This is a genomic window from Streptosporangiales bacterium, from assembly GCA_009379955.1.
Lineage (GTDB): Bacteria > Actinomycetota > Actinomycetes > Streptosporangiales > WHST01 > WHST01.
On sequence record WHST01000013.1, the window covers coordinates 24,000 to 46,610 of the forward strand.

Below are 22,611 nucleotides of genomic sequence, written 5' to 3' on the forward strand. Positions count from 1 at the left end.
GTCAGCCCTCTTCCGACTTCGGATTCACCTTCAGCTTCAGCTTCTCCTGCGCCTGCCGGAGACAACTGAGATCGGCGTGGTCACGCCACTTGTAGCCCTTCGGCACGTCGCCCGCGGTGATCATGTCGCGGGTCCACTCGTCGAACCCCTCCGCAGGCGCACCGCCGTCGAGCGACCAGTTCTTGGTCATCTCGTTGGCCCACTGCTCGACCTCGCCCGCGGACGGCTCGTGTCCGTACTCCTTGCCGAGCGCGATCGCGGCGTCCCTGTTGGTCACGTGGTCCTTGCCCGCGGAGAGCCACTGCTTCGCGGCGACCCGGCCCTCGACGAACGCGCACACGGCGTCCTTGTTCTCCTTCATGGTCTTTGCCGTGACGACCCAGACCTCCTGCGGCAGGGCCTTGTAGTTCTCGTAGATCATCGTGCCGCCACCCTTCTTCAGCTGCGTGAGGTGACGAGGCTGGAGCACGGCAACGTCGATCTTGCCAGCGAGCAGCACCTGCAGCCGGTCGTCGGCGCCACCGGGCACCGAGACCCACTTCATCTTGTCCGGGTCGACGCCTTCCGCGGTGAGCGCCTGCCGACCGACCGCGATGTTGCGGTCACCCGCCGCACCGCCGCTGATCCGCAGTCCCTCGAGCTTGTTCGGGTCGACGCCCTTACGGATGCCGAGGAACTGGGCCTCGGTGTCCTTCTCGACCCCGATGATCTTGAGGTCGACGCTACCCTCGGCGGTCGCCGGCCAGATGTCAGAGCTCTCGCCCTGGGCCACCCACACGTCGCCGCCGATCAGACCCGCCATGTAGTCAGCGGTGGCGACGACCTTTGCCTTCTCGCCGAACCCGAGATCGGGCCAGTAGCGCTTCTCGGCCGCGATCCAGCCGATCTGGTTCATGAAGTCGTCGTTGTCCATCGCCATGCGCACCTGGTCGAGCGACAACGACGATCCCTCGTCGTCACCGCCACCCGAGCCGCACGCCGTGCCGAGGAGGGCCACCACCATCGCCAACCCGACGAACTTCACTCGCTTGATCCCTGGCATCTGGAGCCACCTCACTCGTTGGTCCCCCCGGTACTGTGCCGATGCTCGATTACGTCGTTGTACGGATCGCTGGCTCATACCGACCGCCAGCGAGATGCCCTGCCCTCCAACCACTGGGTGAGTCCCACGACCGCGACGCTGAAGGCGACGAAGACGAACAGCATCAGGTAGACGCGCGCGGAGTCGAAGCTCCGACCCGCGGTCACCATGACGTAGCCGACGCCGTTCGCGGCGGTGAAGAGCTCACCGATGAACAGGCCGATGAGGCCGCGCGAGACGCCCATGCGCACCGCCGTCGCGACGAACGGGACGGTCGAGGGGAGTACGACGCGGGTGAACACGAGCCTGCGGTCGGCGCAGAACGCCCGCGCCGCCTTGAGCAGCGTGCTGTCGACGGTCTTCACACCGTCCATGACGACCACCATGATCGCGGGCACCGCGCTGAGGACGATCAGCAGCACGCGCGCGGTGTCGTTGATGCCCACCCACAGCAGGATCAGCGGCATCAGGATCAGTCGGGGCAGGGTGTTGAGCGCCCAGACGTACGGCGCGATGGTGCGGTCGAGCGCCTTGACACCGCCGATCACCATGCCGAGCGGAAGACCGACGACGATCGAGATGACCATGCCGATGCCGTACATCTTCAGGCTCACCGCGATGTTGGCCCACAGCACGCCCTCGCGGTGCATCACCGGGATCTCGGCGAGCACCGAGCTGAACGTCGGGACGAGCAGGCTCGGGATGCCGGTGATCCTGACGAACAGCTCCCATGCCACGCAGAAGAGCAGCAAGTTGACGATCGTGAAGACGACCTTCTGCCGGCGGGTAAATCTGCGGCGGTTCAGCGCGCGCAACGACTTGACGGTGGCCGTACCTCGTTCGCGCACCGGTGTCGTCGTCACAGCGACACTTCCTCACGCCAGCGCGACGTCAGCGACTCCAGCCGCTTCGACAGCGTGATGAGCACCACCGCGATGAGGACGAGCACGGCGACGAACGCGAACATCCGCGCGGTGTTGAACTGCCGCATCGCGTACATGACCTCGCGGCCGAGCCCGTCGGTGCCCACCGTCATCTCGACCACGAGCACGCCGACGAACCCGCGCGAGATGCCGTTGCGGATGCCCGTCGCGATGGACGGGACCGTGCTGGGCACGATCACCTTGAGGAACAGATCGCGCCGGTTCGAGCAGAACGACACGGCCGCCCGGACGAGCGACATGTCGATCGAACGGACGCCGTCCTTGCAGCTGAGGGCGAGCGGGATCATCACGGCGAGGAAGACCATGCCGACCTTGGTCGTCGCGCCGAACCCGAACCAGAGGATGACGATCGGCACGAGCGCGATGTCGGGGGTCGAGAACACACCCCACATGTACGGCGAGGCGACGAGGTCGATCCTCGGCAGCATCCCCACCAGCAGGCCGAGCAGCAGTCCGGCCACGACACCGAGCACCAGGCCGAGCCCGAGCGCGTACATCGTCGACAGGAACGCCGACTGCAGCAGGCCGATCTGCCACACCTCGCCGAGCTGCTCGGCCACGAGACCGGGACCCGGCAGGAGGACGGGCTGGATGTCGCCGACCGAGACGACCACCTGCCACAGCACGACGAGCGCCACGAGCAGCGCGAGACCTGGCAGTCGCGCGACGACGGCCTTGCGGCCCGAGGCCGCGGGTCGGGGACCGCGGGGCGCGAGGTCGGGGACGGCGGCCATGGTCAGACGCTCGCCTCGACCTGGGCGGTGGACGCGGGCGCCTCGGCGGCGAGCAGGGACCAGACGCGCTCGCGCAGCTCGATGTACTCCTTGCGGTTGCGGACGCTCTTGCCCCGTGGCTTGGCGAGGTCGACGTGCACGATCTCCTTGATGCGGCCCGGCCGGTTGGTGACCACCGCGACGCGGTCGCCGAGGGTGAGCGCCTCGTCGACGCTGTGCGTGATGAACAGGACGGCCGCGCCCGTGGTCGCCACGATCCTGGCCAGCTCGTCCTGCATCAGCTCGCGGGTCATCGCGTCGACCGCCGCGAGCGGCTCGTCCATGAGCAGGATGCGCGGCTCGGTGAGGAGTGCGCGCGCGAGTCCCACCCGCTGGCGCATGCCGCCGGAGAGCTCGCGCGGGTAGGCGCGCTCGAAGCCGGCGAGACCGACCATCCTGATGTAGTGCGCGACCCTGTCGGACGTGGCGTCGTCAGTGCGACGCTGCATCTCGAGGCCGAACCTGACGTTCGCCTCGACAGTGCGCCACGGCATCAGAGCGTAGTCCTGGAAGACGACCGCCCGCTCGGGGCCCGGCCCGTCGACAGGGCTGCCCTCGACGAGTACTTCACCCGTGGTGGGGGTGACCAGACCGGCGACGACGTTGAGGAACGTGCTCTTGCCACAGCCGCTCGGCCCGACCACCGCGAGGAACTCCCCCGCCGCGATCTCGACGTCGAAGTCTCGAAGCGCGACCAGCGAGTCCTTCTCCCGCGCCCGGGAGAACTCGACGGTCACCCCTCTCGCCTGCACCGCTGGAGGCGTGTCCTGCACGGGCGTCACCCCTTCTACCGGCGCCGTCGGCGGAGCCGTGGTGAGCCAAACCAGAGCAATCGTTTGCAGTGGAGTATAGGAAGCTCTGCGAGAGGTGTAAAGGGACGGCGCCCCGAATGTGCACAACCGATTGCGGCCTGCGAGCCGCAATCCCGGGTACTCATCTCGCTCCCGCGGGCGGCGCCGTCGAGTCACGTGCGACGAGCTCGGGACGCAGGGAGACCGAGCGAGGCGGGCGGTCCTTGTTCGTCGTGAGCTCGAGCAGCAGCTCGGCCGCGGTGACCCCGATGTGGTACTGCGGCACCTGGACGCTGGTGAGCGAGGGCGCGAACCGGTCACAGAACGGGATGCCGTTGTAACCCACGACCGACACGTCCTCGGGGACCCGGATGCCGTGGCGCTTGAAGACGTCGTAGCCGCCCAGCGCGATCAGGTCGTTGCCGCACACGACGGCGGTGAACGCGACGCCACGGGCGAGCAGCTCCTCGAAGGCTTCGACGCTGCGTTCCTCCTGGAAGCTCTCGGCGAAGCAGATGCTTCGGTCGTCCACCTCCAGGCCCTCGCCGTGCATGCTGGAGACAAAGGCCTGATGGCGATGAAGACCGGTGGACAGGGTGCGAGGACCGCCGACATAGGCGATCCTGCGATGCCCGAGCGAGGCGAGGTGGCTGACGGCGAGTCCGACGCCGATGTAGTCGTCGGAGGTCACCGCGGACACCGACGGGCGCTCGCTCGCCCGGTTGACGAGCACGACCGGCATCCCGGTGCCCATCACGTCGTCGAGGAGCGGGTAGTCCCGACGTGCGGTGGCGAGAATGAGGCCGTCGACGTGCTGGGCGAGCATGTTCCCCAGCAGCTCGCCCTCCTTGTCCACGTCGTTGTCCGTGTTCGTGATCAGCAGGGTCCAGCCGGCCTCGCGCAACCGGTCCTCGATGCCCCTGACGATCGGCGGGAAGAGCGGGTTGGTGAGATCGGGGATCAGCATGCCGACCGTGGACGTGCTCCCGATCTTCAGTCCGCGGGCGAGGGGGTTCGGCTGGTAGCCGAGCTTCCGCGCGGCGTCGAGGACTCGACTCACCGTCGCAGGGCTCACCTTGCCCCGCGCCTCGGGGTTCAGTGCCCGCGACACCGTCGAGGGGTGGACGGACGCGAGGCCGGCGACGTCGATGATCGTCGGCTTGCCGCTTCGCCATCCCGTCGCCATCGAGCTGAGCATAGGCACCCGCCACCGCCTGTGCAACGCTCATCATCCAAACGTTTGCTCTCGCGTTGCGCCGCACCGGCGATCTCTCGACGCGGTGCATGCTTCCCCACAGTGCCTTGCCTACGCGCAGATGGCGGGCACACGCGCCTCTGAGGCGTTGACAGCACGCAGGAGGCGGCCCTAGCGTGTGCTGCACTCGTCGTGCAGACGTTTGCACACCCACGGGAGGCTCGATGCGTGCCGCGCCCACTCGCCTGGAGACCGACGTCCTGGTGGTCGGTGGCGGCGTGGCCGGGTGCCTTGCCGCGCTCGAGGCCCGCGAGGCCGGCGCCCGCGTCCTCGTGGTCGACAAGGCCCGCTTCCTCGAACGGGCCGGCAGCGTCGGGGGTGGCGTCGACCAGTACCTGACTCCCATGAACTCGGGCCCGGAGTGGGACACGCCGGAGTACCTGCTCATGCACATCCCCGAGCTGACCGACGGCCTGGTCGACATCGACGTCGCCGAGCGCGTGGTGCACGAGATGCCTCGCATCCTGCGCAAGCTCGAGGGCATCGGCATCGACTTCCGTGACCCCGACACCGGGGAGTACCTCCGCACCCGGGCCTTCGGCCTGCCCGGCGAGTACCACCTGAACTTCGACGGCAAGCGGTTCAAGTACAAGATCGGCCGGCACGTGATGGGGTCGGGCGTCACGTTCCTCCCACGGACGATGGTCACCGACGTCCTCGTCGACCAGTCCACGGGAACGGTCTGCGCTGCGGTCGCCTTTCACATCCGCGACGACGAGTGGTACGTCATCGGAGCCCGATCCGTCGTCGTGGCCACGGGTGACGTCAACCGCATCTCGCGCAACGCGTCGGGCATGCCCTTCGACAGCTGGCACTACCCGTACAACACCGGCGACGGCCACGCCATGGGCTTTCGCGCGGGCGCGGACCTGACCAACATGGAGTTCGTCGAGGCGACTCTCACGCCCAAGGGATTCTCCACCCAGGGCACCAACTCGTACGCGGGCCTCGGCGCCCACTTCGTCAACCGGCACGGCGAGCGTTTCATGTTCAAGTACGACCCGAAGGGCGAGAAGGCTCGCCGGACGGCGCTGGTGGACGGGGTGATCCAGGAGGTGCTCCTCGGCAACGAGCCGCTCAGCGTCGATCTCCGACATCTGCCCGACGAGGTGCTCGACCATTTCGTGCGGACGCTCGGCGTCGACCGCCATACGCTGCCCGGCTACTTCGCACAGCGGCAGGTCGACATCCGCACCGATCCGATCCCCCTGTCGATCTCGGAGCTGTCCATCCGCCGAGGCGGCGTCTACTTCCGCGGAAGTGGACTGATGGTCGACACGGGTGGGGAGACCAACGTCGGGTCGTTCTTCGCCGCCGGCGACTGCTCGATCGTCAGCGGTGGGATCGCGGGTGCGGCCGCGATGGGCGCCGTCGCGGGGAGGGCTGCCGCCAGGAAGGCCGCCACGATCGGCGACCTTCCGCCCCCACCGGAGGACGCGGTGTCGGCAGCCGCGGAGCGACTGCACGCGCCTCTGGGCCGGGGGACGGGGACACGCTGGCGAGAGTTCGAGGACCGCGTCAGGCAGACCGTCACCGACTACGTCGGCGTCCGCAGGACGGACCGCGGACTGCGCAAGGCACTCGCGGTGTTCGCCGAGCTGCGCGCTCTGGAGGACCATCTCGCGGCCGGCGAGCGGCACGAGCTCATGCGTGTCCACGAGGCGAAGAACATCCGACTCGCCGTCGAGCTGATGGCGATCGCCGCGCTCGAGCGACGCGAGTCCCGTTCCGCGGCGGCGCACCGGCGCCTCGACTTCCCCGACACCGACGACGAGCGGTGGCGCAAGCTGCTCGTGCTCAGCCGTGACGATCGAGGGGAGGCCGTCCTGCGCCACCAGGCGGCGCAGGTCGAGATGACGAGCGGAGGGAGACCATGACGGAACAGGGGACGGACACGGAACCGCACAACCCGATCCGCATCGACCCGGTGGCATGCATCCGCTGCATGATCTGCGACTACGTCTGCCCCGGGGACATCATCCACAAGAAGCCGAGGAACCGTGACCTCCCGGTCGTCAAGTTCCCCGACGAGTGCTGGTACTGCGGCCTGTGCGAGCAGGCCTGCCCGACCGACGCGATCACGATCGTCTTCCCCGAGCACATGCTTCGCTGCGAGACCCCGGTGCACAGCCTTCTCGGGGTGACCGACGAGGAGGAACCACCCGCGTAGTACCCGCTGAGGAAAGTCACCGTCGCCTTTCCGGAAGGAAGACGCGCCCGTGTTGGACGCCGCCCTGGACGGCCTGCTGGCCCTCCTGACCCCGCAGTCGCTGCTGTTCATGGCGATCGGGGTCGCGTTCGGCATCGTGATCGGTTTCCTGCCCGGTGTCGGTGGTGTGGTGGCGATGGCCCTGCTCCTGCCCTTCATCTTCGGCAGGGATCCCGCGGCCGCCATGGCGCTGCTGCTCGGAGCACACGTCGCGACGATCTACAACGACGCGATCACCGGCATCCTCTTCGGCGTCCCCGGATCGGCCAAGGGTGTGGCCCTGTGCTTCGACGGGTATCCCATGACCCAGCGCGGCGGCGCCGCCCGCGCGCTCGGCATCACGGCGATGTCCTCGCTCCTCGGCGGCCTCGTCGGCGTGGCGTTCCTCATCGCCATCCTCCCCGTCGTCCGCGCCCTGATGCTGGCCCTCGGTCCTCCCGAGTACTTCATCATGGGTCTCTGGGGCCTGTCGGTCATCGCGCTGTTCAGCAAGGGCTCGGTCTTCAAGGGCCTAGCGGCGGGCGGACTCGGCCTGCTCCTCGCGACCGTCGGTGAAGACCCCGTCAGCTCGACGCAACGCTTCACCTTCGGCAGCCTGTACCTGGCCGACGGCGTCGACTTCGCCGTGGCCGCCATCGGCCTCTTCGCCGTGTCGCAGATGATCTCCCTCTACGTCAAGGGCGGCACCATCGTCACGCGTCGTCCGTCGAGCGACCAGCGGAGCACGGTGTGGCACGGCGTGCGCGACGTGTTCCGGCACAAGCGCGTGCTCGTGCAGTCGAGCGCGCTCGGCGTCTTCATCGGCGCGCTGCCCGGTGTCGGCGCGGCCGTCGGCGGCATCGCGGCGTACGGCCAGGTCGCGCGCTCGTCTCGCGACTCGTCCCAGTTCGGCAAGGGCGACGTCCGCGGCATCGTCGCGCCGGCGGCCACCCTGGGCGCGAACGAAGGCGGCGGGCTGCTCCCGACGCTCGGCTTCGGGATCCCCGGCGGCGAGAGCGGGGCCATCCTGCTCTCCGCACTCCTGGTGATCGGCGTCGCTCCGGGCCCCGAGCTGCTGACGTCGGGCCTCGACCTGGTCTTCTCGATGATCTGGGTGATCGTCCTCGCCAACCTCCTGACGACCGGGGCCGGCCTGTTCACGGCGCCAATCTTCGCGCGGATGACGACGGTGCCCGGCAGCCGCCTCGTACCGCTGATCCTCGCCGTCTGCTTCACCGGCGTCTACGCGATCAACCAGCGCGTCGAGGACGTCGTGCTGTGCGCACTCCTCGGCGTCGTGGGCTACTTCCTCAAGAAGTACCGGTACCCGCTGGCCGGCGTGGCGATCGGCCTCGTCCTCGGACCGATCCTCGAACGCTATCTCCATGTCTCGGTCTCGTTGTACGGCTCGCTCTTCTGGCTCGAGCGCCCGGTCTCGCTTCTCCTCCTGATCTTCGTGATCGGCACGGTCGTCGCGTCACCCGCGCGGGCCGCCTGGGCGACGTGGCGGCGACGACGCACCGGTGGCGGCGACGGGTCGGACGTCGACGCGGAGTCCGTGAGGGGCGCACCCCGATGACGACACGAGTGCGAGAGAACGTGGCGGCGACCGCGATGACGCTGGTGTTCGTCGCCGTGCTCCTCGTGAGCCTCGGCTACGGTTCGCAGGCGCGACTCATCCCGTCGACCGTCGCCGTGGCGTCGATCGTGCTGATGCTGATCCAGCTCGTGGTGCAGAACCTGCCGGGGCGCGGCGCCCAGCTCAGTGGCCGCAGCTACCTGGGCGTCGACGAGGACGACTCCCCCGTCCCCGTCCCCGTCCCCGTCCCCGAGGCCGACGCCGACGCCGACGCGACGGACGAGCCCGAACTGGAGCACGAGCCGGGTGGCTCGATCGCCGGTGGAATAGCGGTGGTCGCGTCGTTCGTGGTGGGCATCGTGCTCGTCGGGATCCTCCCGGCGGTGCTGCTCTTCGTCTTCGGCTACGTCCTGCGCGTCGGCAGGTCACGGCTGCTGCCGGCCGCGGCGTACGCCGTCGGCACCTGGGGAGTGCTCTACGTGCTGTTCGTGCTCTTCCTCCGTCTCCCCATGTACGGCGGAATCGTCGGTATCTGGATCCCCTATGTGTCGGGATGACATCACGGCGACGTCCAAGTCCACCGTCAACGAACACCGGAATGGAGCAGGGTCATGAGGCGACGACCACACGTTCGAGGCCTGGCCCTGATGTTCGCCGTGTGCCTGGCACTCGTCGCGTGCGCGAACCAGGGTGCAGGCGGGCCCGACCGCGACACGGGCTTCAAGGGAAAGCGGATCACGCTGATCATCCCCAACCAGCCCGGGCAGTCGATGGACTCGTACGGACGGATGATCGCCCCGTACCTCAACACCTGCCTGGGATCGTCGCGCATCGACGTGCGGAACCTGACCGGTGCGGGCGGGGTCCGCGGCACCAACCAGCTGTGGCGCAGCAAGGCCGACGGGCTCACGATCGCGTTCGCGAGCGTGCCGTCGATCATCCTGTCCGACCTCGCCGAGAGCGAGGGCGTGACGTTCGAGGCGAAGCGGTTCACCTACCTCGGGCGCGTGTCGACCGAGCCGCGGGTGCTCGCCGTCGGCGGCAAGTCCTCACTCGGGTCCGTCGACGACCTCCGCGGCCTCGACAGACCGTTCGTGTTCCCGTCACAGGGGACCGACGAGGACTTCTTCACGATGGCCGTGCTCGCTGACTCCCTCGGCTTCCCGCTTAAGATCGTGACCGGATTCCAGGGCAACGGCGACACGGCACTGGCCGTCGTCAGCGGCAAGGCCGACGGGCAGATCACCGCGCTATCCGACGCCCAGCCGATGATCGAGGCGGGCGACAAGAAGCCGATACTCATGGTGGGATCCGAACGGGCCGAGGGCTATCCGGACACCCCGACCGCCACGGAGACGGTCACCGGAGACGGCAAGGGCCCGGTCGAGGCGATCGTGTCGATGCTCGAGATGCACAGGAGCTTCTTCGCTCCGCCGGACATGGACGAGACCGCCACCACGAAGCTCCGTGAGGCGGTGGCGTGCGCACTCGCCAAGCCCGAGCTGCGCGACGAGGCCAAGACGGCCAAGCTGCCGCTGGCACCCCTCGACGGAGGCGAGGTACAGGAGAAGGTGGGTTCGGTCTACGCCGAGAACGCGTCGCTCGCGCCGATCCTGAAGAATGCGCTCGAATCGATCCAGTGAGCCGGCATCGCCGGGAGGAAGGGACGTACATGTCGACATCCGTCGTGGCGATACTCGGGACGCGCTACGCCGACCTCTCCGTCGAGGAGGAGGCGTTCGCGCCGCTCGGCGTCCGGCTGGTGTCGGGTGACGGCGCGAGCGCAGCGCGCATCGTCGAGACGGCGGGTGACGCCGACGTCGTCCTCGTCGGCTCCCGGCCCCGACTCGACGCAGAGGTGCTCGAACGGTTGCGCTGTCGCGCCATCGTGCGTTGCGGCATCGGCGTCGAGAACATCGACCTGCCCGCCGCGCGACGACTCGGCATGACCGTCGCGCGGGTCGCCGACTACGGCACCGAGGCGGTCGCCTTCCACGCGGTGTCGATGGCCGGCGCGTGCCTGCGCCGTCTCGCGGAGGCCGACCGCACGGTACGCGACGGCGGCTGGGGGGTCGCGGGACTACGCCCCCTCCACCTGCCGAGCGCCATGACCGCCGGAGTCATCGGCTACGGGCGCATCGGCAGGCAGACCGCACGCAACCTCGCCGGTCTCGGCTTCCGCGTCGTCGCGCACGACGAGTTCGTCCAGGTCGACGACGCGGACGGCGTCACCCCGGCCGGACTCGGCGAGCTGCTCGAGACCAGCGACGTCGTGAGCCTGCACGTGCCGGGCGATCCCGGTGGTCGCCCGCTGCTCGGCACCGCCGAGATCGCGCGCATGAAGCCAGGCTCTGTCCTGGTGAACACCGCCCGCGGCACGCTCGTCGACACCGCAGCCCTGGTCGCCGGGCTCGCGGCGGGGCGGCCGGCGTCGGCGGCGTTGGACGTCTACCCCACCGAGCCTCCCGGCCTCGACGAGTTCGCCGACGTGGGTGACCGGGTGCTGCTGTCGCCGCACATGGCCTGGTATACCGAGGAGTCCGAGCTCGACCTGCGCAGGAAGTCCGCTCGCGAGGCGGTGCGGCTGCTCCGTGGCGAGGCCCCTGCCGACCCGGTCCAGGAGGCGGTGGACTCATGAGCGCAGGAGCTGACGAGCGAGCCGGAGGTAGGGGCCGCGACATGACCGTGACCGGAATCGACGTTACCGCGGCACCTGCCGGAGGCGAGGGAGGAAGCGGGCGCGTGGAGGCACCGAACGCGCACGACCTGTCGCGGCTGACGAGTCCCGAGGCCGACGAGGTGACGCGCGACAACGGCATCGCGGTCATCCCACTCGGCAGCGTCGAGCAGCACGGCCCGCACCTGCCGAACGGCACAGACACGATCGCGGCCGAGCTGGTGGCCAGGGCCGTGGCGGCACGCCTCGGTGCGCTGTACGTCCCGTTCGCCCCGTACGGCGTCACCCCGATCCACGCGGGGTGGCCGGGCACGATCAGCCTCCGGCGCGAGACGTTCGAGGCGCTGCTGACCGACGTCTGCACCGAGCTGACCGGGCTCGGGACGAGGGCCTTCGTCCTCGTCAACTGGCACGAGGGCAACATCGCGTCCATGGACGCCGTCGCCACGAAGGTCCAGGCGGAGCTCGGCGCGACGTTCGTCTCCGCGCAGGCCTGCTACGTCGCGCAACGGCTCTACCGCGAGCAGGGCGGCGAGCTCACCCACGGTGGCGGCATCGAGGCGCTCGCGGTCATGGCGCACGACGCGTCACTGGTCCGGCTCGACCGCGCCGGCGAGCCGCACCGCCCGCCGGGCGCGGCGGAACTCGACGAGATGCGCAGGTCGCGCGAGGTGTACGGCTACGTCACCGACGTAGGCGAGCTGACCGAGGAGGGCTGGTACGGCGAGCCGCACTGGGCGAAGCCGGATCTCGCGGCGGAGTTCGCCGACACTGTCGCCGACGGCGTCGTCGAGCTGGTCGAGTCGGTGCTGAAGGCCAGACAGCGTTCTGACGACACGGAAGGTTAGGGAGACCATGGAGGATCGGGTCAGGCTCGCGCCCGTCGGGCTGGGCCGCTGGGCGCGGGTGCTCGCGCGCGGCGCGCAGCGCGGCGACGTCGTCGAGCTGGTGAGCTGCTTCAGCCGCGACGAGGCGAGGCGCACGGCGTTCCAGGACGAGTTCGGCATCGCGCGCGGCGCGGCGTCGTACGAGGAGCTGCTCGGCGACCCCGAGGTCGAGGGCGTCATCGTCACCACCCCCAACGACACCCACCGCGACGTCATCGTGCAGGCGCTGGAGGCCGGCAAGGCCGTGTACACGGACAAGCCGATCGCGCACACGCTCGAGCACGCGAACGCGATCGCGGCGGCGGCGCGCGACGTCGGCGGGGTGTTCGCGGTCGGGCACAGCGCGCGCAGGCTGTCGGGGCACCGCGAGATGGCGCGCTGGGTCGCCGACGGACGCCTCGGCGACGTGTCGCTCGTCGAGGCGAACTTCTCCAACGAGCGCGGGCTCGAGTTGACCCCCGACACCTGGCGGTTCTTCGCGGCCAAGAGCCCCGGCGGTGCGTTCATCCAGCTGGGCGTCCACCACGCCGATACGTTGCAGGCCCTGCTCGGGCCCATCAGGACGGTCTCCGCGCACGTCCGGCGGCTCTTCACCAAGGCCGAGGTGCCCGACGCCGTCATGGCGATCTGCGAGTTCGAGAGCGGCGCGCTCGGCTACCTCGGCACCGGCTGGGCCTCGCCCGGCGTGTACCGGATGAGCGTCCTCGGCACCAAGGCCGCGCTCAACTACGACCTCGACTTCACCAAGTGGGACGAGTCGCACCTCGCCGACGACTGGTCGCGCCTGGAGGCGCAGTACTATGGGCAGTCGGAACGCGAGACGCTCGACCTGCCGCGTACCGACATGTTCCGGGAGCAGCTCGACGAGTTCGCGCTGGCGATCCGCGGGCAGGCCGAGGTCGAGGTCGGCGCGGACGAGGCGGTACGCGCGCTCGCCGTCGTCCACGCCGCGCTGCTGTCGTCGGAGCGCGCAGGCGCCGCCGTGCCGCTGGCCGAGGTCATCGAGGCCGCGGGGAAGGGCTGACGCGTGCCGGTCGTCACGGGCGACGCGGTGCGGTTCGCCGAACTGCCCGGCCGGCTGTCGGCCGACCCGCTGGCCGGCGACCTGCGCGATGCGGCGCACGACGCCTCGGCGAGCGTGCGTGTCGTCCGCATCGCGCCCGGATCCCCTCGCACGCCCCACCGCCACCCGCGCAGCGCCGAGGTGACCTGGATCGCGGAGGGAGAGGGGATCGCCTGGGAGGACGGCACCCGCACGCCGGTGGCGGCGGGCGACCTGATCCTGCTCCCCGCGGGCGTCCCGCACGCGACGCTGCCGGGACCGTCCGGCCTGGTGCTCGTGTGCTTCTTCCCCGACCCCGACCTCGCCACCAACACCGAGGAGCTCGACGCCCCGCTCCTGACCTGGACGCCGCCGCCCTGAGCCAGCGGCACCCCCGGGACCAGATCCGCCACGTCACATGGCACTACCGGGGGCGAAGTGGGGCATTCCCGTCATTCGGCCAGGTGGTGCCATGTGACGTGGGCGAAGTCTCGGGCCTGGGCTCGGGCTCGACCGCCGGCAGCCGGGGCTCGAGGCGGGCGCGGACGGCGGCGGCGACCGCGTCGGGCGACTGGGACGCGTCGACCACCAGGTAGCGCTCGGGCTCGCGGCCGGCGAGGTCGAGGAAGCTCCTGCGAACTCGCTCGTGGAAGTCGAGCGACTCCTGCTCGAGGCGGTCGGCCGCACCGCTCCGGCGGGCCGCCGCGACGTCGGGCGCGATGTCGAGGACCACCGTGAGGTCGGGGACGAGCCCGCTCGTCGCCCACTCCGAGAGGCGGCCGACGTCGTCCTCCGACAGCTCGCGTCCCGCGCCCTGGTACGCCCGCGAGGAGTCGGCGTACCTGTCGGACGCGACGACCGCGCCACGCGCCAGCGCCGGCTTCACGACCTCGGCGACGTGCTGCGCGCGGTCGGCGGCGTACAGCATCGCCTCCGCGCGCGCGTCGAGGTCGCCCGTCGCCGGGTCGAGCAGCAGCGCGCGCAGCTTGCCGCCGACGGCGGTGTTGCCCGGCTCCCGCGTGCTGACGACCTCGTGTCCGGCCGCGCGCAGCCAGTCGCCGAGCAGCGCCACCTGGGTCGACTTGCCCGACCCGTCGCCGCCCTCGAACGCGACGAAGACCCCGGTACGCGGCTCCGCCTCCGGAGCGGTCAGCTGCCCGCGGAACGCTCCGAGCAGGTCACGCCAGATCGGCACGCCGCGCCGGTCGTCCATCTGCCGGAACGACACGATGCCCATGCCGAACGCGAGCACCGCGGCCAGCAGGATCACCGCGTTGGAGCCGTCGAAGCGCAGCAGGAAGTCGAGCACCCGGATGTCGTGCGCGCCGATCGCGCCGGCGATCAGCGGCGCCAGCGCCAGCACCGCGATGAGGACGATGCGCACCATCGTCTGCAGGAAAGCGAACGTGCGCCCGCGCAGCCGATCGTCGACCTCGAGCCCGACGAGTGTGTAGCCGACGACCCAGGCCATGCCGGCGAACGCGCCGACGAGCAGGACGAAGATCACCGCGAGCACCAGCTCGTTGATGAGCGCGACGGCGACGAGCATCACGCCCGCACCGACGAGGCACAGGCCGAACAGCCGCCGCCTGCTGAACCCGCGCAGCAGCCGCGGCCCGACGAACATGCCCGTCGCGAGGCCCACGAACACCGTGCCGAACAGCACGCCGTACGCCGCGTCGCCGGCGTCCATGCGGCCGACGTACACCCGGCCGACGCCGATGACGGCACCGCCCGCGGCGAACGCGCCGAGCATGCCGATGACGAGCCCGCGGACGAGTCTCGTGCGGCCGACGTACGCCCAGCCCTCCGTGATCTGCCTGGCCACGCCCGGCTGCGTCTCGTGCTCGTGCCTGGTGCGCGGGATGTCCTTCATCCGGAAGACGGTGAAGGCCGCGAAGAGGAAGGTCGCCGCGTTGACGTACAGGGCGAGGTGGACGGGGTTGGTCTCGAAGAAGTCGTTCCAGGTGCGCCCGAGCAGGCTGCTCGCGGTCGCGAGGAAGGTGAAGATGGCCGCGGCGATGGGCGCGCTGCCGTAGGTGGTGACCAGGCTGAGCTGGTTGGCGGCCTCGAGGCGTTCGCGGGGCAGCAGGTTGGGGACCGTCGCCTCCTTGGCGGGGTTCCAGAAGATCGACGCGCACTCGGTGACGAGCGTCGCGACGAACAGCCACCACCAGGTGCCCACGATCGGGATCGACGCGTACATGGCGAACCGGACGATGTCGCTGACGACCATCAGCCTGCGCCGGTCGAACCTGTCGACCCACACGCCCGCGATCGGGCCGAGCACCAGGGCGGGCAGCATGCGCAGGATGAGCACGCCGCCGACGGCGAAGTTGGCGAGCATGTAGTTCTCGCCGCCGTACGACGCGGCGAGCGCCGTGGTCGCGAGGAACCCCAGCCAGTCGCCGAGGCTGGAGAAGCCCAGCGACACCCACAGTCGGCGGAACGACGTGAACCTGAGCAGGCCGCGCAGGTCGTGGGACGCCACGACGGCGCCCTGCACTCCCACGCTCTCGGTCACGCCTTCAGGGTATAGACGCCGGCCTGGAGTGCTCTGCAACCCCGCCGCGGGCGTGACCGCACCGTGACGTGACCGGACCCTCGCGCGCAGTGCCCCGTCCGCGCCTAGGCCCCTCCCTGCTGATCACGTCAACGTGATCAGCAGGGACTTCACCTCGTGCAGGGACGAGGTGAAGTCCACGTTCGCGACGTTAACGTGATCGACAGGGACGCCGCCGCGCCCTCGTTGTAGTAGTCGGCGATCTCGTCCCTCATGGATCCACCCTGTCGTACCGTCCCGAGGGGGCGCGACCGGTTACTCCGTGGAACGGCGCCGGTGGCGCGAATGCCCTCCGGTCCACCCGGCGCGCGGTCGGCGCGGATCGCCCCTACCATGATCGGCATCGGGGGCAGCAGCCAGGTGAAGGAGCACTCCTACCGTGAACCGGAACGTTCTCGCCGTCGCGGGCATCGCGACGGTAGCCATGACCCTGGCAGCAGCGTGCGCGCCCGGGTCGAACTCCGAGCAGCCGTCCAAGAAGCCCACGTCCGCGGTGTCGACCGACGTCGCCAAGGCCGGCAAGGTCACCCTGAACGTGTGGGACCAGGAGGTCCGCGGCGGGCAGCACGAGGCCGTGGAGCAGCTCAACAAGGAGTTCCAGGAGAAGTACCCGAACGTCACCATCAAGCGCACGTCGAAGTCGTTCGAAGACCTCAAGACCACCCTGAAGCTCGCGCTCAACGGCGAGAACCCGCCCGACGTCGTGCAGGCGAACCAGGGCTACCCCGACATGGGTGCGTTCGTCGAGGCCGGCATGCTGACGTCGCTGAAGCCGTACGCCGACGTGTACAAGTGGAACGACAGGTACTCCAAGACGCTGCTCAACCTGAACAGCTTCACCGACGACGGCAAGACGTTCGGCCAGGGCAACCTGTACGGCGTCAGCCAGACCGGTGAGATCGTCGGCATCTTCTACAGCAAGAAGAAGCTCGCCAAGCTCGGCGTGTCCGAGCCGAAGACCTGGGGCGAGTTCACCAAGCAGCTCGGCACGGCGAAGAGCAAGGGCGAGACGCCGATCGTGTTCGGCAACAAGGACCAGTTCCCCGCGATCCACACCTTCGGCGTGCTGCAGAACCGGAACAACCCCCAGCAGGAGATTGTCGACACGATCTTCAGTCGCGACGGCAAGACGTGGGACACCCCGGGCAACGAGAAGGCCGCGGCCACCCTGCAGGACTGGGTGAAGAAGGGCTACGTCAGCAAGGGTGCCAACGGTCTCGGTTACGACCAGGCGGGTGCCGACTTCGCCAAGGGCGAGGGCGTCTTCCTGATGACCGGCACCTGGCTCTACGCCGACCTCGCGAAGACGATGAAGAAGGATCTCGGCTTCATCGCCCCGCCCCCGGTCAAGGCCGGCGAGCCCGCGTACACGACCGGCGGCCAGGGCCTGTCCTGGTCGGTCACGTCGAAGTCCAAGAACCAGGACGTGGCGGCCGCGTACCTCGACTTCATCACCAACCCGCACGCCGCGGACGTGATCACCGAGTCCGGCGGGCTGCCGGCGATCGCGCCGGAGTCGGCGAAGCCCGAGGCGGGCACCGCGCTCGAGCAGATCTTCGCCGACTGGAAGACGCTCAACGAGACCGACAGCCTGGTGCCGTACCTCGACTACACGACGCCGGACTTCTACGACACGCTCTCGGTGCAGCTGCAGCGCCTCATCGGCGAGAAGGCGACACCGAAGCAGTGCGTCGCGGCCGTCCAGAAGGACTACGCGTCGTTCCAGGAAGGCAAGTAGCGACAAGTCGCCGACGACGGACATACGGCGCATCTCGGCCGTACGATGCCCTGAGCGTGATGATCCGGTCACGCTCAGGGCGTCGGGCCGGGGCGGTGTGGGGGCTGTCCCGGCGAGGCGGCAGTATTAGCCCCGCGCCAGGCGCGGTACGTCCGTTATCCCCTCGCGTCGCAGCGTCCGCCCGATGACGGCGGAGGACTCGCGGCGTCTCGTCACCTGCTGAGCACGGGGTGACGACGACTCGCCGCGAGTCTGAGAACGACCATGCCAGAGGAGTCACCGTGCACCGGAGGGTCCGTCCCGGTAGGCGACCACGCACCCGCCGCCTCGTGGCCGCCGTGGCCGCGCTGACCGCGGTCGCCGTCGGCGCCTCGTGCACTCCCGGGTCGCCCACCCAGGGCAGCGAGACCCCCCGCCAGCCGCGCTCGGCGGTGTCGACGGACCCGTCCAAGGCCGGCAAGGTCACGCTCACGGTCTGGGACCAGGAGGTCCGCGGCAGCCAGAACGTCGCGATGACCAACCTCAACAACGAGTTCATGAAGAAGTACCCGAACATCACGATCAAGCGCGTGGCGAAGTCGTTCACCGACCTCAAGACCACGCTGAAGCTCGCGCTCTCCGACGACAACCCGCCCGACGTCGTGCAGGCCAACCAGGGCTACCCCGACATGGGCACGTTCGTCGACGCCGGCATGCTGCAGCGCCTCGACCCGTACGCCAATGCGTACGGCTGGCGCAAGCGCTACTCCAAGACCCTCCTCGACCTCAACAGCTTCACGCCGAACGGCAAGCAGTTCGGCCAGGGCTACCTGTACGGGATCAGCCAGACCGGCGAGATCGTCGGCGTCTACTACAACAAGAAGAAGCTCGCCGCGCTCGGCCTGGCGCAGCCGAAGACGTGGGGCGAGTTCACCAAGCAGCTCGCCACCATCAAGTCCAAGGGCGAGCTGCCGATCATGTTCGGCAACAAGGATGCGTTCCCCGCGATCCACACGTACGGCATGATCCAGAACCGCACCAACCCGCAGCAGGAGATCGTCGACACCGTCTTCACCCGGCCGGGCAAGAAGTGGGACACCACCGGCAACGAGAACGCCGCGGCCACGATGCAGGACTGGGTCGAGAAGGGCTACTTCAGCGAGGGCGCGAACGGCCTCGGCTACGACCAGGCCGCGGCCGACTTCGCCAACGGCAAGGGCGTCTTCCTGATGACCGGTACCTGGCTCTACGCCGACCTCGCGAAGACGATGAAGAAGGACCTCGGCTTCATGCCGCCGCCGCCGGTGAAGGCGGGCGGCGTCCCGTACGCCACCGGTGGGCAGGGCCTGTCGTGGTCGATCACCTCGCGGTCGGAGCACTCCGACGTGGCGGGGGCGTACCTCGACTTCATCACCAGCCCGCACGCGGCCGACGTCGTGACGAAGGCGGGCGGCCTACCGGCGATCGCGCCCGAGTCCGCCAAGCCGGAGGCCGGCACGGCGCTGGCGCAGATCTTCACCGAGTGGACGCGGCTGAACGACGCCAACGGGCTCGTGCCGTACCTCGACTACACCACGCCGAACTTCTACGACACGCTCTCGGTGCAGCTGCAGCGCCTCATCGGCGAGAAGGCCACACCGCAGCAGTGCATCGGCGAGATGCAGAAGGACTACGGCGATTTCCAGGCCCACAAGTAGGAGCCGGCCCAGGTGACCCATCCGCGGCGGAGCGCGACCCACACCGCCGAACCCCCGGGTGAGCCGCGCCGTATCGGCTACCTGTACCTCATCCCCGCGCTGCTGGTGTACGGCGGGTTCATGCTGTTCCCGCTCGGCCACAGCTTCTGGATCTCGCTGTTCGACTGGAACGGCCAGACCCTCGCGACCTGGGTCGGCGTCGGCAACTACGTCGACCTCGTCACCGACGGAGAGCTGCTCGCGTCGTTCCGGCACGCGCTCACCCTCATCGTCTTCTACTCCGTGCTGCCCATCGTGCTCGCCCTCGGCCTCACCGCCACGATGTCGCGCGCCCGCGTACGCGGCCTCACCTTCTTCCGCACCGCGCTGTTCCTGCCGCAGGTGATCGCCATGGTCGTCGTCGCGACGGCGTGGAGCGCGATCTACGCGCCCGACGGCGTGCTCAACGTCGTTCTGCGCGCGTTCGGCCTCGACGTCCTCACCAGGGCCTGGCTCGGCGACTTCACCTGGGCGCTGCCGGCGGTCGGACTCATCGGCACCTGGTTCGAGATCGGCCTCGCCGTCGTCCTGTTCATGGCCGGCGTCCAGCGCATTCCCGTCGAGCTGTACGAGGCGGCGCGCCTCGACGGCGCCGGATCCATCCGGGAGTTCTTCGCCATCACCCTGCCGTCGCTGCGCGGCGAGATCAGCGTCGCGCTGACACTCACCATCGTCGCCGCACTGCGGACGTTCGACCTCGTCTACGTCGCCACCAACGGGGGGCCGGCGAGGGAGACGAGCGTGCCCGCATTCGAGGTCTACCACCGGGCGTTCGAGACCAACGAGGTCGGCTCGGCCTGCGCGATCGGCGTCACACTCGCGCTCGTCATCCTGGTGCTGACCGTCCTGGTCAACCGACTCGCGGAACGAGAGAGCTAGCGCCGTGCAGACGTCCCGGATCGAGCAGCTGGCGACGTACGTCATCCTCGTGCTGTTCACCGTGATTGCACTGTTCCCGCTCGTCGGCATCGCGTTGTCGGCGGTGGCTCCGCCCGAGGACGCCATCGGCGGGTTCAGCATCCCGAGCGGGATACACCTGCAGAACTTCGCCGAGGCCTGGGTGCGCGGCAACTTCTCCCGCTACCTGGCGAACAGCCTGTTCGTCGGCCTCACCGTCGTCGCGGTCACCGCGGTGCTCGCCACGATGGCGGGATACGCGTTCGGCACGATGCGCTTCCGGTTCGCGACGCCGCTGTTCTACCTGTTCCTGCTCGGCCTGATGGTGCCGCAGGAGGCGATCGTCGTCCCGCTGTTCTACGACCTGCGCGACCTCGGCCTCACCGACACCTACTGGGCGCTGATCCTGCCCCAGATCGCCCAGTCCCTGTCGTTCGGCACGTTCTGGATGCGCACGTACTTCCGCAGCTCCCCACGCGCGCTCATCGAGGCCGCGCGGCTCGACGGTGCGTCGAGCTGGACGACCCTGTGGCGCATCCTGCTGCCGATGGGGCGCCCGGCTCTCACCACGATGGTCGTGCTCGTCTTCATGTGGACGTGGAACGAGTTCTTCCTCGCCCTGGTGATGGTGCCGAGCAACGAGGACCTACGCACCGCGCCGCTCGGCCTGGCGTTCTTCCAGGGTCAGCACTCCTCCGACTTCGCGCTGCTCGCGGCGGCCTCGGTGATCGTCGCCGCGCCCGTCGTGATCGCGTACATCGTGCTGCAGCGGCGCTTCATCGCCGGCATGCTCTCCGGCGCGATCCGCGAGTAGCCCACACCGTCCGCACACCGGACGGGTGCGCACGCGGTACGACAGGGCGGCGACGCCGAGCCCGATGCCCCACACGAGGTACGCCGGCTCGGCGACCCAGCCGAACCACGCGGGGAGCCCCGCCATCTCGAGGCCACCCTCCGCGACCATCTGCACCACACCGGTGCCGAAGTAGGTGGTGAGGGCACCGGACACCAGGAGCGCGGGGACGAGCGACAGCAGCCGCGGCACGCGCCGCCCGCCGAGCACCGGCAACCGGCGCGGCAGCACCTGACCGAACCCGTGCACCAGCGCGACGGGCAGCAGCGTCCCCGCCAGCGCGATGCAGACGAGGAACGCGACGACCGATGCCCCGCCCGTGGCGAACCCGTCAGGGACGCTGCGCATGCCCACCGCGTACTGCGCCGCAAACCGTGTCACGCACCCCGCGACGGCCGCGTACGCCGCGACCACGGCCCACCACGGCGCCGCGACGGCCACCCGCGACCCGCGCGGCACGCCCGGCACCCACCGCGTCCTGCCGCACCGCACGCATGCACCGCGCACCTCTCGCAGGTCGGCGCGCGTCACGACCGCGACGAGCACGGCGCCGACCAGACAGGCCCCGCGGCTCGCGAACGCCCCCGGATGCACGGCCAGGATGCCGGGGAACAGCAGACCCACCACGTCGAGCAGCAGCAGGACCGGCGCCACCGTCAACCCCACCGTGGTCACCGCGCCGGCGACCACACGGACCCACCCGAGCCCGCGGGACGTCGACCGCGCGAACGATGCCGCACCCAGCCCCAACGCCAAGGCACAGAGCGCGACCACGCCCCAGTCCGAGAACACCATGAGGTCGTCCCCCACCGGAGGCAGCTGCGGCCGGTGCCCGAGCGCCCAGTACGTGCGCAGCCCTCCGTACCCCAGCGCCCACACCACGAGCGCCGCCCGCGCCCACCGTCCTGTCATCACCGCCTCCTCCACGCGCCCACCGCGGACGCGTCCATGACGACTCTCCAGGACGGGCGCACACGCGACCTCCCTCGCACGACCGACCTCCTGTCGGCCGATCGACCGACCCACCACCGGCCGGTTACGTTCGTACCGTGACATGGGAGCCCACCGCGGCAGGGGTGCTGCGCCTGCCCTCCGGCCGGCTCGTCCGTGGCCGCACCCTGCGCCGGCCGCTCCCCGCCGGCCCGCAGCCCGCCTTCGCGCTCTACCTGTCAGGCCGCCGGCCGCCGCCCGTCGCCTGGGAGAGCCGATGGCTACGCTGGCCCGACTTCCGGCTCCCGTCCGACCGCCCGGCAGCCATCGCCGCCCTGCGCGAGACCTGGACCCGCGCCGAGACCGAACGCGTCGAGATCGCCTGCGGCGGCGGCCGCGGACGCACCGGCACCGCGCTGGCCTGCCTGGCCGTGCTCGACGGAGTACCCCACCACGAGGCCGTCGCCTACGTCCGCGAGCACTACGACCGGCACGCCGTCGAGACACCTTGGCAACGCCGCTTCGTCTCCCACTTTCAGGTGTCGCCGTAGTCATGGGTCGTTGGGTGTAGGTACGTCGGGCGGGTGAGGTCCAGGTGACGGTCCGTCTGGGGCTCGTACCGGCCGGGAGTATGTAATGTGATTCAGCCCCGACTGCTCAGGAGCGGAGATGCCGACAATCGATGCCAACCGGACCAC

Annotated in this window: 20 protein-coding genes; 14 read left to right on the plus strand and 6 right to left on the minus strand. The window is 69.7% G+C overall.

Annotated elements, in window-relative coordinates; genetic code table 11:
- Position 1 precedes the first annotated feature (1 nt).
- The 5 genes from GEV10_05995 to GEV10_06015 all read right to left on the minus strand — a co-directional run bounded on the left by GEV10_05995 (position 2) and on the right by GEV10_06015 (position 4,775).
- Complete coding sequence (locus GEV10_05995) at positions 2 to 1,120, minus strand: hypothetical protein (GenBank protein MQA78019.1); 1,119 nt, start codon at positions 1,118 to 1,120, stop codon at positions 2 to 4.
- Entirely contained in the window at positions 1,117 to 1,944 is an 828-nt protein-coding gene (locus GEV10_06000; GenBank protein MQA78020.1) for an ABC transporter permease subunit, read from the minus strand. Before GEV10_06000 ends, GEV10_05995 begins: the two co-directional genes overlap by 4 nt.
- Positions 1,941 to 2,759: an ABC transporter permease subunit gene (locus GEV10_06005; GenBank protein ID MQA78021.1), complete on the minus strand. Its 819-nt coding sequence runs from the start codon at positions 2,757 to 2,759 to the stop codon at positions 1,941 to 1,943. Before GEV10_06005 ends, GEV10_06000 begins: the two co-directional genes overlap by 4 nt.
- Positions 2,760 to 2,761: 2 nt before the next feature.
- Complete coding sequence (locus GEV10_06010) at positions 2,762 to 3,580, minus strand: ATP-binding cassette domain-containing protein (protein MQA78022.1); 819 nt, start codon at positions 3,578 to 3,580, stop codon at positions 2,762 to 2,764.
- A gap of 151 nt (positions 3,581 to 3,731) precedes the next feature.
- A complete protein-coding gene (locus GEV10_06015; protein MQA78023.1) occupies positions 3,732 to 4,775 on the minus strand; it encodes a substrate-binding domain-containing protein in 1,044 nt (347 codons plus the stop codon).
- 233 nt (positions 4,776 to 5,008) lie between these two features.
- On the opposite strand from GEV10_06015, the gene GEV10_06020 reads away from it, so the two are divergent.
- From GEV10_06020 to GEV10_06060, 9 genes are read left to right on the plus strand one after another with little or no spacing between them, the layout of a single operon-like run.
- Entirely contained in the window at positions 5,009 to 6,721 is a 1,713-nt protein-coding gene (locus GEV10_06020) for an FAD-dependent oxidoreductase (GenBank protein MQA78024.1), read from the plus strand.
- On the plus strand, positions 6,718 to 7,014 hold the full coding sequence (locus GEV10_06025) for a 4Fe-4S dicluster domain-containing protein (protein ID MQA78025.1): 297 nt from the start codon (positions 6,718 to 6,720) through the stop codon (positions 7,012 to 7,014). The genes GEV10_06020 and GEV10_06025 overlap by 4 nt, the downstream gene beginning before the upstream one ends.
- A 49-nt stretch (positions 7,015 to 7,063) precedes the next feature.
- Entirely contained in the window at positions 7,064 to 8,611 is a 1,548-nt protein-coding gene (locus tag GEV10_06030; protein ID MQA78026.1) for a hypothetical protein, read from the plus strand.
- Complete coding sequence (locus tag GEV10_06035; protein ID MQA78027.1) at positions 8,608 to 9,168, plus strand: hypothetical protein; 561 nt, start codon at positions 8,608 to 8,610, stop codon at positions 9,166 to 9,168. Before GEV10_06030 ends, GEV10_06035 begins: the two co-directional genes overlap by 4 nt.
- A 54-nt stretch (positions 9,169 to 9,222) precedes the next feature.
- Positions 9,223 to 10,254, plus strand: coding sequence for a hypothetical protein (locus GEV10_06040; GenBank protein ID MQA78028.1), 1,032 nt, complete (start codon positions 9,223 to 9,225; stop codon positions 10,252 to 10,254).
- A 29-nt stretch (positions 10,255 to 10,283) separates the two neighbouring features.
- A complete protein-coding gene (locus tag GEV10_06045) occupies positions 10,284 to 11,249 on the plus strand; it encodes a C-terminal binding protein (GenBank protein MQA78029.1) in 966 nt (321 codons plus the stop codon).
- Positions 11,246 to 12,136: a creatininase family protein gene (locus GEV10_06050; protein ID MQA78030.1), complete on the plus strand. Its 891-nt coding sequence runs from the start codon at positions 11,246 to 11,248 to the stop codon at positions 12,134 to 12,136. Before GEV10_06045 ends, GEV10_06050 begins: the two co-directional genes overlap by 4 nt.
- Before the next feature lie 7 nt (positions 12,137 to 12,143).
- On the plus strand, positions 12,144 to 13,199 hold the full coding sequence (locus GEV10_06055) for a gfo/Idh/MocA family oxidoreductase (GenBank protein ID MQA78031.1): 1,056 nt from the start codon (positions 12,144 to 12,146) through the stop codon (positions 13,197 to 13,199).
- A gap of 3 nt (positions 13,200 to 13,202) precedes the next feature.
- Positions 13,203 to 13,598, plus strand: coding sequence for a cupin domain-containing protein (locus tag GEV10_06060; GenBank protein MQA78032.1), 396 nt, complete (start codon positions 13,203 to 13,205; stop codon positions 13,596 to 13,598).
- Positions 13,599 to 13,641: 43 nt separating this feature from the next.
- Here GEV10_06060 and GEV10_06065 read toward each other — a convergent pair whose 3' ends face one another.
- The gene (locus GEV10_06065) at positions 13,642 to 15,729 is read right to left on the minus strand and encodes a dTMP kinase (protein ID MQA78033.1); all 2,088 of its coding nucleotides are present in this window, start codon (positions 15,727 to 15,729) and stop codon (positions 13,642 to 13,644) included.
- 475 nt (positions 15,730 to 16,204) lie between these two features.
- Between GEV10_06065 and GEV10_06070 the strand changes: the two genes are divergently transcribed.
- The 5 genes from GEV10_06070 (at position 16,205) to GEV10_06090 (ending at position 22,464) form a co-directional block, all read left to right on the plus strand.
- The gene (locus GEV10_06070; protein MQA78034.1) at positions 16,205 to 17,518 is read left to right on the plus strand and encodes an extracellular solute-binding protein; all 1,314 of its coding nucleotides are present in this window, start codon (positions 16,205 to 16,207) and stop codon (positions 17,516 to 17,518) included.
- Between the two features lie 281 nt (positions 17,519 to 17,799).
- Entirely contained in the window at positions 17,800 to 19,194 is a 1,395-nt protein-coding gene (locus GEV10_06075) for an extracellular solute-binding protein (GenBank protein MQA78035.1), read from the plus strand.
- Positions 19,195 to 19,314: 120 nt separating this feature from the next.
- The gene (locus tag GEV10_06080; protein MQA78036.1) at positions 19,315 to 20,112 is read left to right on the plus strand and encodes an ABC transporter permease subunit; all 798 of its coding nucleotides are present in this window, start codon (positions 19,315 to 19,317) and stop codon (positions 20,110 to 20,112) included.
- A 4-nt stretch (positions 20,113 to 20,116) separates the two neighbouring features.
- Positions 20,117 to 20,944 carry an ABC transporter permease subunit gene (locus GEV10_06085; protein MQA78037.1) on the plus strand — a complete coding sequence of 276 codons (828 nt, stop codon included), beginning with the start codon at positions 20,117 to 20,119 and terminating at the stop codon, positions 20,942 to 20,944.
- A 1,088-nt stretch (positions 20,945 to 22,032) separates the two neighbouring features.
- Complete coding sequence (locus tag GEV10_06090; protein ID MQA78038.1) at positions 22,033 to 22,464, plus strand: protein phosphatase; 432 nt, start codon at positions 22,033 to 22,035, stop codon at positions 22,462 to 22,464.
- Positions 22,465 to 22,611 lie beyond the last annotated feature (147 nt).